At 72.8% G+C, this 15,308-nt stretch carries 12 protein-coding genes; 1 reads left to right on the top strand and 11 read right to left on the bottom strand.

What is annotated here, in order from left to right; genetic code table 11:
• Positions 1–6 precede the first annotated feature (6 nt).
• The 9 genes from BS80_RS25455 to BS80_RS25420 all read right to left on the bottom strand — a co-directional run bounded on the left by BS80_RS25455 (position 7) and on the right by BS80_RS25420 (position 11,591).
• Complete coding sequence (locus tag BS80_RS25455) at positions 7–1,635, bottom strand: succinic semialdehyde dehydrogenase (protein ID WP_035800915.1); 1,629 nt, start codon at positions 1,633–1,635, stop codon at positions 7–9.
• A gap of 78 nt (positions 1,636–1,713) precedes the next feature.
• A complete protein-coding gene (locus BS80_RS25450) occupies positions 1,714–3,504 on the bottom strand; it encodes a serine/threonine-protein kinase (protein ID WP_051967023.1) in 1,791 nt (596 codons plus the stop codon).
• Between the two features lie 135 nt (positions 3,505–3,639).
• Entirely contained in the window at positions 3,640–4,734 is a 1,095-nt protein-coding gene (locus BS80_RS25445) for a protein kinase domain-containing protein (RefSeq protein WP_035800913.1), read from the bottom strand.
• A gap of 39 nt (positions 4,735–4,773) precedes the next feature.
• The gene (locus tag BS80_RS41100) at positions 4,774–5,604 is read right to left on the bottom strand and encodes a hypothetical protein (protein WP_157536561.1); all 831 of its coding nucleotides are present in this window, start codon (positions 5,602–5,604) and stop codon (positions 4,774–4,776) included.
• Positions 5,490–6,692 carry a serine/threonine-protein kinase gene (locus BS80_RS41095; protein WP_051967019.1) on the bottom strand — a complete coding sequence of 401 codons (1,203 nt, stop codon included), beginning with the start codon at positions 6,690–6,692 and terminating at the stop codon, positions 5,490–5,492. The genes BS80_RS41100 and BS80_RS41095 overlap by 115 nt, the downstream gene beginning before the upstream one ends.
• Positions 6,693–6,946: 254 nt before the next feature.
• Positions 6,947–8,062 (bottom strand): GuaB3 family IMP dehydrogenase-related protein, encoded by a 1,116-nt coding sequence (locus BS80_RS25435; protein ID WP_035800911.1) that lies wholly within the window; start codon positions 8,060–8,062, stop codon positions 6,947–6,949.
• 122 nt (positions 8,063–8,184) lie between these two features.
• The gene (gene guaB, locus BS80_RS25430; protein WP_035800909.1) at positions 8,185–9,687 is read right to left on the bottom strand and encodes an IMP dehydrogenase; all 1,503 of its coding nucleotides are present in this window, start codon (positions 9,685–9,687) and stop codon (positions 8,185–8,187) included.
• A gap of 320 nt (positions 9,688–10,007) precedes the next feature.
• Entirely contained in the window at positions 10,008–10,700 is a 693-nt protein-coding gene (shbA, locus tag BS80_RS25425; RefSeq protein WP_083975188.1) for an RNA polymerase sigma factor ShbA, read from the bottom strand.
• 279 nt (positions 10,701–10,979) lie between these two features.
• Positions 10,980–11,591 carry a response regulator transcription factor gene (locus BS80_RS25420; protein WP_014136228.1) on the bottom strand — a complete coding sequence of 204 codons (612 nt, stop codon included), beginning with the start codon at positions 11,589–11,591 and terminating at the stop codon, positions 10,980–10,982.
• A 528-nt stretch (positions 11,592–12,119) separates the two neighbouring features.
• Between BS80_RS25420 and BS80_RS25415 the strand changes: the two genes are divergently transcribed.
• Positions 12,120–12,434 (top strand): WhiB family transcriptional regulator, encoded by a 315-nt coding sequence (locus BS80_RS25415; RefSeq protein WP_035800907.1) that lies wholly within the window; start codon positions 12,120–12,122, stop codon positions 12,432–12,434.
• Positions 12,435–12,509: 75 nt separating this feature from the next.
• On the opposite strand, the gene BS80_RS25410 is transcribed toward BS80_RS25415, so the two are convergent.
• Positions 12,510–13,505, bottom strand: a complete 996-nt coding sequence (locus BS80_RS25410) for a LysR family transcriptional regulator (protein WP_035800905.1) — start codon at positions 13,503–13,505, stop codon at positions 12,510–12,512.
• A gap of 110 nt (positions 13,506–13,615) precedes the next feature.
• The gene (groL, locus tag BS80_RS25405) at positions 13,616–15,247 is read right to left on the bottom strand and encodes a chaperonin GroEL (protein ID WP_035800904.1); all 1,632 of its coding nucleotides are present in this window, start codon (positions 15,245–15,247) and stop codon (positions 13,616–13,618) included.
• Positions 15,248–15,308 lie beyond the last annotated feature (61 nt).

Raw genomic sequence — 15,308 nt, 5'->3', positions numbered from 1 at the left:
CCGCGGTCACTTGAATCCGAGAGCCTTCATCGCCCGCAGCCCCTTGGTGAACAGCGTGGCGAAGCGCTGGTCGTCCAGGCCGAACGCGGGGCCGATCGGCATCAGTCGCTGGGTGGCGATGGTCTGCGCCTCGGTGTAGCGCAGGATGCCGTCGGATCCGTGCCGCCGGCCGAGCCCGGAGTCCCCCATGCCGCCCATCGGCGAGGCCACCGAGCCGTACGCGGCCGCGTAGCCCTCGTTGACGTTGACGGTGCCGGTGCGCAGCCGCGCCGCGACCGCCCGGCCGCGCCGCGCGTCCTTCGTCCAGACACTGGAATTGAGCCCGTACGGCGTCGAGTTGGCCTGTCCGACGGCCTCGTCCTCGGCGTCGAACCGGTAGACCGAGACCACCGGACCGAAAGTCTCCTCGGCGCAGACCGTCATCTCCGGGGTGACCCCGTCCAGGATCGTCGGCTCGAAGAAGAGCGGGCCGAGCTCAGGGCGGGCCTGGCCGCCGGCCAGCACGGTGGCACCTGCCTTGACCGCCTCCTCGACGTGCCGGGTGACCACCTCCAGCTGCCGCTCGGAGGCCAGCGAGCCCATGTCCGCGCCGTACGCGAGACCGCCGCCCAGCCGCATCGACCGGGTCCGCTCGGCGAACTTCTCCAGGAACCGGTCCGCCACCGAGCGGTGCACGAAGAGCCGCTCGACCGAGACGCAGAGCTGTCCGGCGGAGGAGAAGCAGGCCCGCACGGCGCCCTCGGCCGCCCGGTCCAGGTCGGCGTCGGCCAGCACCAGCATGGCGTTCTTGCCGCCGAGCTCCAGCGAGGCGCCGATCAGCCGGCCGGCCGCCTGCCGCGCCACCTCGCGGCCGGTGCGGGTGGAGCCGGTGAACGCTACGTAGTCCGCCCGCTCGACCACGGCCGGGCCGATCACCGGGCCGTCGCCGACCACGATCTGCCACAGGTCGGCCGGCAGTCCGGCCTCGATCAGCAGCTCACGGGCCCAGAGCGCGCTGAGCGCGGTCTGCGTGTCGGGCTTGTTGACCACCGCGTTGCCCGCCGCGAAGGCCGGCAGCGCGTCGCCGACGGAGAGTTCCAGCGGGTAGTTCCACGGCGAGATCTGGCCGATCACGCCCTTGGGCCGGCGCGCCTCGACGGTGTGCGTCAGGAGCGGCAGCGCACCGGCCCGGCGGCGGTCGCGCAGGTGGGCCGGCGCGGTCCGCCCGTAGTAGCGGGCCGCCATGGCGACCGCGAGGATCTCGTCGAAGGCGTGCAGCCGGGACTTGCCGGTCTCGGCCTGGATCAGGTCCAACACCTCGTCCTGGCGCTTCAGCAGCAGGTCGTGGAAGCGCAGCAGGACCGCGGCCCGACGCCGCGGCGGCAGCGCCGCCCAGGCCTTCTGGGCGCGCCGGGCGGTGGCGAACGCCGCCTCGACGTCCGCGGTGGTCGACTGCGGCAGGGTGGCCAGCAGCGCGCCGGTCAGCGGCGCGGTGGTCTGCACCGTGGCGGCCGGGCCCTGCGGACCGCTCGCGGTGACGCCACGGGCCAGCCGGGAGACCAGGGACTGGGGAACCGCCGAGGCGACCGTACGGCCGGCGCCCGGGGCCACAGGATTGCGGCCACCGCCGCGGCTCTCTGCCGAAATGTCCGTCATGGGCGCAGCCTAGGCCCTGGAGCCGCGGTTAGATACCCGTCGGTAACAGGAAACTGTCCGGGCCCGCGCCCGCCCTGGCTAGTGCGTGACCGTGAAGTTGTTGAGCAGCGCGATGAAGCGCGCCTCGGTCAGCGTGGAGTCCGACGCCGGCCCGGAGGAGAGCATCGCGTACGCGGTGCCGTCAGAGTCCTGGAACTCCTCCTCGAAGTCCTTGCGCGGCCCGGGGTTGGGGCAGGTCGAGGGGCAGGTGAAGGTCCACACCCACTTCGCCGCCGGGTGCCCGTGCACCTGCGTCGCCCCCATGCTGACCCGGTGGTAGTCCTTGTACGTCTGCATGTTGTCGGCCTCCAGGGACTGGAGGTGGGCGAGCGGCGTCTCCAGCTGGCCGACCGTGACCCCGAACTGGATCATGTGCCGCTGGAGATCCGGGGTGTAGTAGATGTTGTTGTCGCGCATCGTGCGGATCCAGTTGCCGCCGGTCGTCGGCAGCAGGAAGCGGAAGCCCTGCTCGTCCTGCTGCCAGACGTAACCGGCCGGCGGGGAGTCCAGCGGCGCGGGCGCGCCGGTGGCGTCGTCCGGGGTCGTCGAGGCGCTCGTGCTGACCGTCGGGGACACCGGCGGCTCCGCCGTGGGCGTGTCGGCCCGGTTCAGGCCGCCGGTCGCCACGAATGCGGCCGTTCCGGCCAGCACCGCGGCGAGCAGCCCGGTCAACGCCAGCCGCAGGCCCGACCGGCGGCGGCGCTCCGGCCGCTCGGGGGCGGGGGCCTGTTGCCGGGCCTGAGCCCTGGTCGGCCCGGTCGGCGAGAGCTCGCTCTGCCGAGGGGGCGGCGGACCGACCGGTCCCGGCTCGGCCTCGACCGCGCTGCGGTCCACCACCGGCACATGCTGGGTGGGCGTGCGCGGCACCTCGCGGGGGGTCCGCTTGATGTCGACGGTGTGCCCCGCGGTCACCTCGGCCAGCAACCGCAGCGCCTCGTCGGCGCTCGGCCGGTCGGCCACCTCGCGGGCCAGCAGCGCCGTCAGCACCGGTCCGAGCGCGCCCGCCCGCTTGGGCTCGGGCAGCGGCTCGGAGACCACCGCGGCCAGCGTGCTGATCGGCGAGTCGCGGCGGAACGGCGACTGGCCCTCCACCGCCGCGAACAGCGTGGCGCCCAGTCCCCAGATGTCCGAGGCCGGGCCGGGCCGGTCGCCCTGGGCCCGCTCGGGCGCCAGGTAGTCCGGTGAGCCGACCAGGTCGCCGGGCCGGGTCAGCTCGGAGGAGCCCTCGAATTTCGCGATGCCGAAGTCCAGCAGCACCGCGCGTCCCGTGCCGTGCTCCAGCAGGACGTTGGCCGGCTTGACGTCCCGGTGCAGCACCCCGAGCTGGTGACCGCGGTGCAGCGCGGCCAGCACCTGGGCGCCGATCTGCGCGGCGTCGCGCGGCGCGAGCGTGCCGTCCTGGGAGATCACGTCGGCGAGCGAGCGGCCGTCGATCAGCTCCATGACGATCCACGGACGGCCGTCCTGCTCCAGCACGTCGTGGATGGTGATCACGCCGGGGTGCTTGATCCGGGCGGCGGCCCGGGCCTCCTGCTTCATCCGGGACTGCAGGATCGCCAGGTCCTCCTCGGGGAGGTGGTTGACGGTCAGCTCCTTGACCGCCACCTCGCGGTCCAGCATCCGGTCCTTGGCCCGCCAGACCGTCCCCATGCCACCACGCCCGAGCCGCTCCCCCAGCTCGTAGCGTCCGGCCAGCATCCGCTCGGCGGGCTCGCCGGGCTCGACCCGCCCGGCGGCATCGGCGGCGGGCCGTCCGGCCGGCTCCGGGGCAGGCACGGGCTCCGGTGACTCGTCGACGCTCTCCGCCCCGACCTGGTCCTGTCCACTCATGGCGACCGCTCCCCCTCTTCGGTGCACCACGCGACTGATCACCGTTCGAACAATGTCTTCCCCACAGATTAGGCGCCCTGTCCAACGGCCGACATCGCGACCCGGTCACGTGATCCGCCCGTGACCGTCCGCCCGCTAACCACCCAGCAGGACCACTGCGGCGAGCGCCAGCAGCATCGCGGTCAGCACCCCGCCGACCAGCAGGACGGGCGAGGGCGCGGCCGGGCCGCTCCTGGCGTGCTTGGCCGTGTGCTCGGGTGCCACCACCTCGGCCGTCGTCCGCCTGCGCACGCTCAGCGGCCGGGCCGGGCGCAGCACCGGCAGGCTCGACGCCTCCTCGTCCGGCCGGTACGGCTCGGGGGCGGTGGCCAGCAGCTCGGTGAGCCAGACCCGGATCGCCTTGGCGTCCGGACGCTTCGCAGGATCGGCCGCGAGCAGCTGGTCGACCAGCGGCCGCAGCGGACCGCAGCCCTCGGTGGAGGCCGGCCGGCCCGCCCGCACCGCGGCGAAGAGCGCGGTCGGGCTCTGCTCGGGAAACGGCCCGTAGCCGGTCAGCAGCCGGAAGAGCAGCACCCCGAGCGCCCAGCAGTCGGCCGGCTGCTCGGCGACGCCGGGCGCGCCGAGCAGCTCCGGCGGCCAGCGCTCCGCGCGGACCCCGGCCTGCCCGGTGCGGGCGTCCGTCCAGCGCCGCCCGTCCGAGCCGCCGAGGGCCCGGGCCAGCGCCTCCTGGGCCACCCCGAGCGCGTGGCCGCCGAGCAGTGCCGCGCCGTCCTCGCAGACCAGCACCTGATCGATCCCGAGGTTGCCGTGCACCCGGCCCGCCGTGTGCACGGCCCGCAGCGCACCGGCCAGGTCGGCGGCCAGTTCGGCCACCCGGAAGGGCGCCAGCCGGCCGTCGGAGAGCAGCTGGGCCAACGGGACGGCGGCCGGCAGCTCCCCGCTGATCCAGACCGTGCCGTCCTGCGCGACCACCTCGTAGGCCTGCCGCAGCCGCGGGTGCTCGGGGCAGCTCGCGATCGCCGCCGCGACCTCCGCGACGATGCCCTCGGGGTCCAGCCAGCGCCCGGTGATCGCCTGGTCGGCGCGGTAGAAGTCCGCGACGACGACCTCGGGCAGGTCCAGCCCCTCCAGCAGCACCCGGCGGCCGGTGCGCCCGTCGAGCGCGTACCGGTCGTCGCCGTGCGCGGCCGACGGCTCCGGGCCGTCCGTCACCTGGTAGCGGCCTGCCACCGTCTGTCCCGGGCCGGGGCGCACGGCTGTCCCCTCTCGCTAGGGAGCGGGCTGGAAGCTGGCAAATCCGGTCTCCCGGGCCTGGCTGAGCTCGGGCGAGTTCCAGTCGCTGTCGTTCGCCGTCCAGTAGAGCGCATAACCGTACTTGCCGGTGACGAAGCCCCGGTTGAGCGAGTGCCGCAGCGTGCCCGAACCGAAGGTCCACTCCCAGTCGGAGGCGTTGCTCCACGCCCCGTAGGTGATCGCCTTGAGCTGGAGCCGCTGGTAGTTGCTGACGCTGTTGCGCACCGACGGCTCCTCCTGCTGCCAGGCGGCGACCGCGCTGGGCCCGGGCGAGGTGGTCCAGTCGACCTGGAGCCGCACACCGTTGCCGTCGAAGACGTGGCTGGTCGCGCCGGAGGCGGAGGCGTCGAAGGCGAGCCAGCTGGGGAGCTGGATCGAGAAGCCCGAGGAGTCCTTGTAGAGCTGATAACCCGCGGGGGCGTCGGGCGTGGCGGCCGGCGTCGGGGCGGCCGCGGCGCTCGCCGGCGCCGACGGCGCGGGAGTCGGGGGAAGGCTGGGGGACGGCTGGGCGGCGGTCGAGGCGGGGCTCGACGCGGCGGTGGAGGCGGCGGTCGCCGGTGCGACGGGCGGCGGCGCCTGGGAGGCGGCCGAGGCGGGCGCAGCTGCCGGGACCGAGGCCGCCTTCGAGGGGGCGGTGGCGGCCTTGGTGGCCGCGCCGTCGGAGCCCTGCGCCAGCCAGACCCCGCCGGCTATCAGCAGCAGCACCACCAGCAGCGCGGCCAGCACCTGCCAACGCCGCTTGCGGCTGCGGACGCCGAGCGTCCCGCTGCGCGACCAGGTGCCGGTCTCGGCGAGTTCCGGCGGCACCGGCGCGGCGCTGGGGCGGGCGCAGCGGCCACGGCCGCGGCGCCGTCCGGGGCGGCGAGCGCGCTGCCCAGCCGGACGGTGCTCAGCCCGGGCACCCGCTTGGTCGTCGGCTTCTCCAGGACCGGCTTGCCGGCCGCGGCCTGCTTCGGCTCGGCGGCTGCGGCGGCGGCGGCGGTCGCAGTCTCACCCTTCGCTGACGGCGCCTCAACAGCCGCCTGCGGCAGGGCCGACTGCGTCGTCGACTCCGCCTTGGCCGTCGCGTCGGCGATGATCCGCCGCAGCATCGAACGGGTCGTCGAGGCGTCCAGCCGCTTGACCGGGTCCTTGTCGAGCAGTCCCTCGATCACCGGCCGCAGCGGTCCGGCGTTCGCCGGGGGCGGCAGCTCCTCCGTCATCACCGCGGTGAGCGTGGCCAGGGCCGAGCCACGGTCGTACGGCGGGGTGCCCTCGACCATCGCGTAGAGCGTCCCGCCCAGCGACCAGAGGTCGGCCGGCGGCCCGGGCTTCTGGCCGCGGGCACGCTCCGGCGAGATGTACGAAGGCGCGCCGACCAGCATCCCGGTGGAGGTCACCGAGGTGTCGCCCTCCACGCTGGCGATGCCGAAGTCGGTGAGCACCACCCGGTCGTCCTCGCCGATCAGCACGTTGGACGGCTTGACGTCGCGGTGCAGGATCCCGTGGCTGTGCGCGGCGCCGAGCACACCGAGCAGGTCGAGCGCGATCTCGGCGGCCCGGGCGGGCGCCACCGGCCCGTCCTCCTTGATGACCTCGGCCAGCGAACGGCCGTCGACGAGTTCCATCACGATCCACGGCCGGTCGTCCTCCTCGACGACGTCGAAGACGGTGACGGCGGCGGCGTGCCGGATCCGGGCGGTGGCCTTGGCCTCGCGCAGCGTACGGACGATCAGACGGTGCTTCTCGTCGTCGTCGACGCCGCCGTGCATCCGCAGTTCCTTCACCGCGACGATCCGGCCCAGCATCTCGTCCTCGGCCCGCCAGACGGTCCCCATGCCTCCGCTGCCGAGGATCGAGCCGAGCCGGTAGCGGCCGGCCAGGAGTCGTCCTGAAGTGCCCTGCGGCTGGGTCATTCGGGCGTTCCCCCATGTGCTGCTGCCGGTCGGGTGACGAGCCGTCGGTTCTCCATGCGACACCGGGACGGCCAAGCCTCCATCATCCCCTGTACCCGGGGCGTTTGTTCACGCGGCCCCTGGGTTTGTCGCTGCCGGCCGGAAGTTCGCACCCGTCCGCCCCCACAAGCAGGCCGGTGCGGCCGCCCCATGGGCGACCGCACCGGCCTCGCACCCGTTCGCCCGAGTGATGACCCACCACCCGGAGAGTCTCATCAGCGGTGGCTGACCGTCACCTCGACGCGCTGGAACTCCTTCAGCTCGGAGTAACCGGTGGTGGCCATCGCCCGGCGCAGCGCGCCGAAGAGGTTCATCGTGCCGTCGGGGGTGTGCGAGGGACCGGTCAGGATCTCCTCGGTCGTGCCGACCGTGCCGAGGTTGACGCGCTTTCCGCGCGGGACCTCCTCGTGCACGGCCTCCATGCCCCAGTGGAAGCCCTGGCCGGGGGCGTCGGTGGCGCGGGCCAGCGCGGCACCGATCATCACCGCGTCGGCGCCGCAGGCCACCGCCTTGGCGATGTCGCCGCTGTAGCCGACGCCGCCGTCCGCGATCACGTGCACGTAGCGGCCGCCGGACTCGTCCATGTAGTCGCGGCGGGCCGCGGCCACGTCGGCGACCGCGGTCGCCATCGGCACCTGGATGCCGAGCACGGCGCGGGTGGTCTGCGCCGCGCCGCCGCCGAAGCCGACCAGCACGCCGGCCGCGCCGGTCCGCATCAGGTGCAGCGCCGCGGTGTAGGTGGCGCAGCCGCCGACGATCACCGGGACGTCCAGCTCGTAGATGAACTGCTTCAGGTTGAGCGGCTCGGCCGCACCCGACACGTGCTCGGCGGAGACCGTGGTGCCGCGGATCACGAAGACGTCCACGCCCGCGTCCACGACCGCCTTGGAGAACTCGGCGGTGCGCTGCGGGGAGAGCGCGGCCGCGGTGACGACACCGGAGTCGCGGACCTCCTTGATCCGCTTGCCGATCAGGTCGGCCTGGATCGGCGCGGCGTAGATCTCCTGGAGCCGGCGGGTGGCGACGGCCTGGTCGGGGATCTCGGCGATCTCGTCGAGCAGCGGCTGCGGGTCCTCGTAACGGGTCCACAGGCCCTCGAGGTTGAGCACCCCGAGGCCGCCCAGGTTACCGATGGCGATGGCCTGCGCGGGCGAGACCACGCTGTCCATCGGGGCCGCCAGGAACGGCAGCTCGAAACGGTAGGCGTCGATCTGCCAGGCGATCGAGACCTCCTTCGGGTCCCGGGTCCGGCGGCTGGGGACGACGGCGATGTCGTCGAAGGAGTACGCCCGACGGCCGCGCTTGCCTCGCCCGATCTCGATCTCAGTCACTTCGAGCCTCTCTGCTTCTTGCTGCTCACAATCGCCCCCCAGTATCCCGGACGCCCGGGCCGGTTGCGCACGAAGGCCCGCCACCTGGACAGTGGCGGGCCCGCGCGTGGTCACTTCGTCGGTCAGCGGCTGTGGTAGTTCGGTGCCTCGACGGTCATCTGGATGTCGTGCGGGTGGCTCTCCTTGAGACCGGCGGAGGTGATCCGGACGAACCGGCCCTTGCTCTCCATCTCGGCCACGGTGGCCGCGCCGACGTAGCCCATGGTCTGGCGCAGACCGCCGACCAGCTGGTGCAGCACCGCGGAGAGCGGGCCGCGGTAGGGCACCTGACCCTCGATGCCCTCGGGGACGAGCTTGTCGTCCGAGCCCACCTCGGCCTGGAAGTAGCGGTCCTTGGAGTACGAGCGGCCCTGGCCGCGCGACTGCATGGCGCCCAGCGAGCCCATGCCGCGGTAGGACTTGAACTGCTTGCCGTTGATGAAGAGCAGCTCGCCCGGCGACTCCTCGCAGCCGGCCAGCAGGCTGCCCAGCATCACGGTGTCGGCACCGGCGGCCAGCGCCTTGCCGATGTCGCCGGAGTACTGCAGGCCGCCGTCGCCGATCACCGGCACGCCGGCCGCGCGACAGGCCACCGCGGCCTCGTAGATCGCCGTCACCTGCGGGACGCCGATGCCGGCCACCACGCGGGTGGTGCAGATCGAGCCGGGGCCGACGCCGACCTTGACGCCGTCCACGCCGGCGTCGATCAGTGCCTGCGCGCCGTCCCGGGTCGCCACGTTGCCGCCGACGACGTCCACCCGGACCGCCGACTTGATCTTGGCCATCCACTCCAGCGCGTTGCTGTTGTGGCCGTGCGAGGTGTCCACCACCAGGAAGTCCACGCCCGCCTCGACGAGCGCCTGCGCCCGGTCGAAGGCCTCCGCGCTCGCGCCGACGGCCGCGCCGACCAGCAGCCGGCCCTCGGCGTCCTTGGCGGCCATCGGGTACTTCTCCGCCTTGACGAAGTCCTTGACGGTGATCAGGCCCTTGATCCGGCCCTCGTCGTCGACCAGCGGGAGCTTCTCGATCTTGTGGCGGCGCAGCAGGCCGATGGCGTCCTCGCCGGAGATGCCGACCTTGCCGGTGATCAGCGGCATCGGCGTCATGATCTCGCGGACCTTGCGACTGCGGTCCGACTCGAAGGCCATGTCGCGGTTGGTGACGATGCCGAGCAGCCGGCCGCTCTCGTCGGCGATCGGCACGCCGCTGATCCGGAACTTGGCGCAGAGCGCGTCGGCCTCGCCGAGGGTGGTCTCCGGGCCGACCGTGATCGGGTCGGTGACCATGCCGGACTCGGAGCGCTTCACCAGGTCGACCTGGTTGGCCTGGTCCTCGATGGAGAGGTTGCGGTGCAGCACGCCGACGCCGCCCTGGCGGGCCATCGCGATGGCCATCCGGGCCTCGGTGACCTTGTCCATCGCCGCGGACAGCAGCGGGATGTTCACCTGGACGTTGCGCGACACCCGCGAGGCGGTCGCAACCTGGTTCGGCAGCACCGACGAGGCCCCGGGCAGCAGCAGGACGTCGTCGTAGGTGAGCCCGAGCATCGCGAACTTCTCGGGTACACCTGCGGCGTTGTAAGACATTTGGGGGGGTACCTTCCCGTGGCCGGCCGTGTCGATCTGGTCGCGCCCTGCAGAGGGGTCGGAGGGCGCGTTGCTCGCTCCGTGCGGGAGGCCGGCTGCCGTGGTGACGGCCCGACGAACCCGCGCGCTCACCGACTCAGGTCCAGGCCGCCAGAAGCACCACACTTGGAGGAACATCCAAGGAAATCCCGCGCGCGGGTGCGAATCTTTGGCCACCTGTCCAGGCGCCGATACCCCATGGTACTGGCACCGGGAATGTCAGCTCGCGCCCCCTTGACAACGCCCCTCCCAGGTGAGCCATTCCGGCCACCGGACGAGCGTCAGGCCAACTCCTCCGCGAGCGCCCGCAGCCGGCTGAGCGCCCGGTGCTGGGCCACCCGGACCGCGCCCGGCGACATCCCGAGCACCTCGCCGGTCTCCTCCGCGGAGAGCCCGGCGGCGATCCGCAGCAGCACCAGCTCGCGCTGACGGGCGGGCAGGTTGGAGAGCAGCTCGCGCATCCAGGCGGCGTCGCTGCTGAGGAGCGCCCGCTCCTCCGGGCCGAGCGCCTCGTCGGGCAGCTCCGGCAGGTCGTCGGGCGGGATCACCGTCGAGCCGGGTCCGCGCATCGCGGCCCGCTGCAGATCGGCGATCTTGTGCGCCGCGATGCTGTAGACGAAGGCCTCGAACGGCCGGCCCTCGTCGCGGTAGCGGGGCAGCGCGCACAGGACGGCGACGCAGACCTCCTGGGCGACGTCGTCGACATGGTGCCGGGCCCCGCCCGGCAGCCGGACCAGCCGGCCCCGGCAGTAGCGCAGCACCAACGGGTGAACGTAGGCCAACAGGGCGTCAGTGGCCGGACCCTCGCCGCGCACGGCGGCCCCGACCAACTCCGCGACCAGCGGTGACGTGCCGGTGTGGGTGCGCTGACGGCGGCCCCTGCCGCCGCCGGACGACGGTTCAAGGGCCGGGTCATCGGGTACGGCCCCGCCCGGGTCTGCCTCGCCGGGGTCGGCGGCCTCGTCGTCACGCATCGGTCCATGGTGCCTGGTCGCGGCGGAAAACGTCGCACCGCGTCCGGAGTTGTGCACCTGAACGTTATCCACGACCGACACCGTCTCACCTACCCCGTCCCCGGCGACCGGGTCAGTCCCGATCACGGCCGCACGGTCCGCCGCAGTGCCTGTCCGCTGCTCCCCGAGGTGTTCCACCCCCCCATGGTGCAGCCTGTGGGCCGGAACGGCCTATATCCCGGCACGCCCCTCCCTCCGTTGCGGAGAAAAAGGGGCGCGCCAAGCCGTTCCGTCCGGGTGCTAGCGGACCAGGCCCCAGCGGAAACCGAGGGCCACCGCGTGCGCGCGGTCCGAGGCGCCGAGCTTCTTGAAGAGCCGGCGGGCGTGCGTCTTCACGGTGTCCTCCGAGAGGAAGAGCTCGCGGCCGATCTCGGCGTTGCTCCGGCCGTGGCTCATGCCCTCCAGCACCTGGATCTCACGCGCAGTCAGGGTGGGCGCCGCGCCCATGTCCGGGCTGCGCAGCCGACGGGGCGCCAGGCGCCAGGTCGGGTCCGCGAGCGCCTGCGTGACGGTGGCCCGCAGCTCGGCGCGCGAGGCGTCCTTGTGCAGGTAGCCGCGGGCCCCGGCAGCCACCGCGAGCGCCACGCCGTCGAGGTCCTCGGCGACGGTGAGCATGATGATGCGGGCGCCCGGGTCGGCCGACAGCAGCCGGCGGACCGTCTCGACACCGCCGAGTCCGGGCATCCGGACGTCCATCAGGACGAGATCGGAGCGGTCGGCCACCCAGCGGCGGAGGACCTCCTCACCGTTCGTCGCCGTGGTCACCCGGTCGACACCGGGCACGGTCGCGACCGCGCGGCGCAGCGCCTCCCGGGCGAGCGGTGAATCGTCGCAAACGAGAACGGATGTCATGACCGTCCTCCGCAGCTGATCCGCGTCACGTTGAGCCTCCTGGCTGGTACGAATCTCTCCGACACGGCCTCTTCGGCGCCGGAGTCCGTTCGGATCGCCGGTCACCCCGCGATCGTTCCCGTCTCCTGGCGCCCGCCAACCGCCTCCGCACTTCCAACGACCGTCACTCGAATGAGTTACGGCTTTCAGGGCCATCTCCACCACTGTACGTGGCCGACCCATTACCGATCAGTCGCATCGCGGGTCAGCGGCCGCTCTTTTGCGCACGTGGCGCGCGGTGGGCGCACGACGCGCACGCCGGAGTACGGCATCGAGAAACCGCCGCCGAGTCACCCCCGACGCGCCGCAGAACCCGGTCACGACACCGGCTGCCCTCAAACCTCATGCCCTCTTCGCCCGTTTTCACAGCTTTTGTACGATCATTGACTGTTGTGTAAGTCTGTGGGTGACTTGTCCAGTAGGTCGCCGTAAGTCATATTTCCAGGTGTCCATCCCGACGCCTTGATGCCTCGCCGAAGGGAATGAGCCATGGCAGATTTCTCCCGACTCCCCGGCCCGAACGCGGACCTGTGGGACTGGCAGCTCTCCGCCGCCTGCCGCGGCGTGGACAGTTCGCTCTTCTTCCACCCCGAGGGGGAGCGCGGCGCCGCCCGCAGCTCGCGCGAGCAGAGCGCCAAGGAGGTCTGCATGCGCTGCCCGGTGCGCACCGAGTGCGCGGCGCACGCACTCGCGGTCCGCGAGCCGTACGGCGTGTGGGGCGGCCTCACCGAGGACGAGCGCGAGGAGCTGCAGGGCCGTTCCCGCAACCGTCTGATCGAGGTACCGCTGACCGTCCGTCAGTGAGCAGAAACGTTTCTCCCCCGCACTCCCCCGCGTACGCCCCCCGACACACCGCCCGACAGCCCCGACAGCCCCGTCTCAGCGACCGGCCGCCACCTCGGCGAGCCGGTCCAGCATGAGCGCGACCGCCGGCACCTCCACCAGATCCGGCAGGGTCAGCGCGACGACCTCCCGGACCGCGGACCCGCCCGCCCCCGCGTGCACCGGGACCGCCGCCACCCCGTCGTGCCGGACCGCCGCCAGCGCGAGCCTCGGCAGCACCGCGACCCCCAGTCCCGCAGCCACCAGGCCGACCACCGCCGGGTAGTCGTCGGTCGCGAAGTCGATCCGCGGCTCGAACCCGGCCGCCGCGCAGAGCTCCACCAGATGCCCGCGGCACTGCGGGCAGCCCGCGATCCACTGCTCCCCGGCGAGCTCGGCCAGCGCCACCGGCCGCTGCTCGTCGCAGTCGGCGAGCCGGTGCCCGGCCGGCAGCAGGCCGACCAACGGGTCGTCAAGGAGCGGGCGCACCACCAGGTCGGACCAGTCGCCGGCGGCCGCGGTCTCGGCGGCCGCCAGCGTCGCCTCGGCCCGCGCCGCCCGGGTGCCGAAGTGCGCGGGGGCCGTCGGCGCCACCGCGTCCGGGTAGCGGAAGGCGAGCGCGATCTCGCACTCGCCGCCGCGCAGCATCGCCAGCGACTCCGGCGGTTCGGCCTCCACCAGCGACACGCGGACCCCCGGATGGGCGCCCCGCAGCTGGGCGACAGCGGGCGGCACAAGAGTGGAACTCGCGGTCGGGAACGACACCAGACGCACCCGTCCGGACCGCAGCCCGGCGATCGCCGCCACCTCGTCCTCGGCGGCCGAGAGGCCGGCCAGGATCCCGGTGGCGTGCTTCAGCAGCACCTGCCCGGCCTCGCTCAACTGCATGCCGCGGCCCACCCGGACCACCAGCGGCAGCCGCACCGACTTCTCCAGCGCCTTCATCTGCTGGCTGACGGCCGGCTGGGTGCATCCTAGTTCGCGGGCGGCGGCGGAGAAGGAGCCGGTGCGGGCGACGGCCCGCAGGACCCGGAGATGGCGAGCCTCGATCATGCGTTCACGCTACGCCCCCGGACCACCGCGCCCGTACCGCGCGGGCGCCGGGTACGCCGAAGGCCCGGCCGCCCCCGCCGAGCGGGGGTGGCCGGGCCTTCGGTCACGACTCAGTGCGAGTGGCCGTGGCCGCCGTGCGAGTGACCGGCAGCGGCCTCCTCCTCGGCGGGCTTCTCGACCACGAGGGTCTCGGTGGTGAGGAGCAGCGAGGCGATCGAGGCCGCGTTCTCCAGCGCCGAGCGGGTGACCTTGACCGGGTCGATGACGCCGGCCTTCAGCAGGTCGCCGTACTCGCCGGTGGCGGCGTTGTAGCCGAAGCCCGCCTCCAGCTCGGCGACCTTGTGGGTGATGACGTAGCCCTCGAGGCCGGCGTTCTGGGCGATCCAGCGCAGCGGCTCGGCCAGAGCCTTGCGGACCACCGCGACACCGGTCGCCTCGTCGCCGGTCAGGCCCAGGCCGCCGTCGAGCACCTTCTGGGCGTGCACGAGAGAGGCGCCACCACCGGCGACGATGCCCTCCTCGACCGCGGCACGGGTCGCCGAGATGGCGTCCTCCAGGCGGTGCTTGCGCTCCTTGAGCTCCACCTCGGTGGCGGCGCCGACCTTGATCACGCAGACGCCGCCGGCCAGCTTGGCCAGGCGCTCCTGCAGCTTCTCGCGGTCCCAGTCCGAGTCGCTGTTGGCGATCTCGGCCTTGATCTGGGCGACGCGGCCGGCAACGGCCTCGTGGTCACCGGCACCGTCGACGACCGTGGTCTCGTCCTTGGTGATGGTCACCCGGCGGGCGGTGCCGAGCAGGTCCAGACCGGCCTGCTCGAGCTTGAGGCCGACCTCCTCGGAGATGACGGTGGCACCGGTCAGGGTGGCCAGGTCGCCCAGGATGGCCTTGCGGCGGTCACCGAAGCCGGGGGCCTTGACGGCCACCGCGTTGAAGGTGCCACGGATCTTGTTCACCACGAGGGTGGAGAGCGCCTCGCCGTCCACGTCCTCGGCGATGATCAGCAGCGGCTTGGAGGCACCGCCCTGCAGGATCTTCTCGAGCAGCGGGAGCAGCTCCTGGATCGAGGAGATCTTGCCCTGGTTGATCAGGATGTAGGGGTCCTCCAGGACCGCTTCCTGACGCTCCGCGTCGGTGACGAAGTACGGCGAGAGGTAGCCCTTGTCGAACTGCATGCCCTCGGTGAAGTCCAGCTCCACGCCGAAGGTGTTGCTCTCCTCGACGGTGATGACGCCGTCCTTGCCGACCTTGTCGATCGCCTCGGCGATGAGCTCGCCGACCTGCGGGTCCTGGGCGGAGAGCGACGCGACGGCGGCGATGTCGTCCTTGCCGTCGATCTCGCGGGCGACCGAGAGAAGGTGCTCGGTGACGGCCGCGACGGCCTTGTCGATGCCCTTCTTCAGGGCGGCCGGGCCGGCGCCCGCGGCGACGTTGCGCAGACCCTCGTTCACCAGGGCCTGGGCCAGCACGGTGGCGGTGGTGGTGCCGTCACCCGCGACGTCGTTGGTCTTGGTCGCGACCTCCTTGACGAGCTGCGCGCCAAGGTTCTCGTACGGGTCGTCGAGCTCGACCTCGCGGGCGATGGTCACACCGTCGTTGGTGATGGTCGGAGCGCCGAACTTCTTGTCGATGACGACGTTGCGGCCCTTGGGACCGATGGTCACCTTGACGGTGTCGGCCAGCTTGTTCACACCGCGCTCCAGCGAGCGGCGGGCGTCCTCGTCGAACTGCAGGATCTTCGGCATGGTTCCGTTTCCTTGGGTTTTCTGCGCTACGTGAGCCAACAACCGCGCCCCGGGCCCCTGT

Origin of the sequence: Kitasatospora mediocidica KCTC 9733, assembly GCF_000744225.1 — a bacterium.
Lineage (GTDB): Bacteria > Actinomycetota > Actinomycetes > Streptomycetales > Streptomycetaceae > Kitasatospora > Kitasatospora mediocidica.
Note: the sequence above shows the minus strand (reverse complement) of the source record. Positions and strands in the feature narration are given on the sequence as shown.